Raw genomic sequence first — 629 nt, 5'->3', positions numbered from 1 at the left:
GCCGTGGCCGGCACCGAGGCCTCCGACGACTGGCGCAAGCCTGTCGCCTGATAAGCGAACCGCCGTTGCCGGCCACCGCCAGCAGCGGTTTCTCTTTGCCCACGGACAGCCGGATATCTCATTCCGGCCCGCAAGGAGCACGTCATGCCGCGCCAATCCGACCTGCACTTCACCGTCACCGCACCTGCCGGCGATTTCGAGGTGGCCGCCTTCTCCCTCGACGAGGCCCTCTCCACACCCTTTCGCCTGCACCTCGAGCTGGCCAGCTTCGACCCGGCCATCGATTTCGCCCAGCTGCTCGACCAGCCCCTGACCCTCAGCATTGCCCAGGGCAGTGTTGTGCGCCATGTCCATGGCCTGGTTAGCACCTTCGAACAAGCCGACACCGGCCACCGCCGCACCCGTTACCGTGCCACCGTCGAGCCCGCCCTGGCCCGCCTCGGCCTGTGCGCCGACTGGCGCATTTTTCAGGCGTTGAGTGTTCCCCAGATCATCGAACAGGTCATCGCCCAGCACAGCATCACCGATGTCGAGCTCGTTTCCACCCGTGAGCACCTGCCGCGCGAATACTGCGTCCAGGCCGGCGAGACCGACCTCGCCTTTGTCGAGCGCCTCGCCGCCGAGGAAGG

1 protein-coding gene is annotated in these 629 nt (G+C 66.8%); it reads left to right on the top strand.

What is annotated here, in order from left to right:
* Positions 1–144 precede the first annotated feature (144 nt).
* Positions 145–629: contractile injection system protein, VgrG/Pvc8 family (locus ACF8GB_RS08525; RefSeq protein ID WP_392526868.1), on the top strand; the 485-nt coding region annotated here is incomplete at its 3' end.

Origin of the sequence: Pseudomonas sp. xss_4, from assembly GCF_043104125.1 — a bacterium.
Classification (GTDB): Bacteria; Pseudomonadota; Gammaproteobacteria; order Pseudomonadales; family Pseudomonadaceae; genus Aquipseudomonas; species Aquipseudomonas parafulva_B.
The sequence above is the reverse complement of the archived record's forward strand: the minus strand, read 5'-3'. Positions and strand labels throughout refer to the sequence as shown.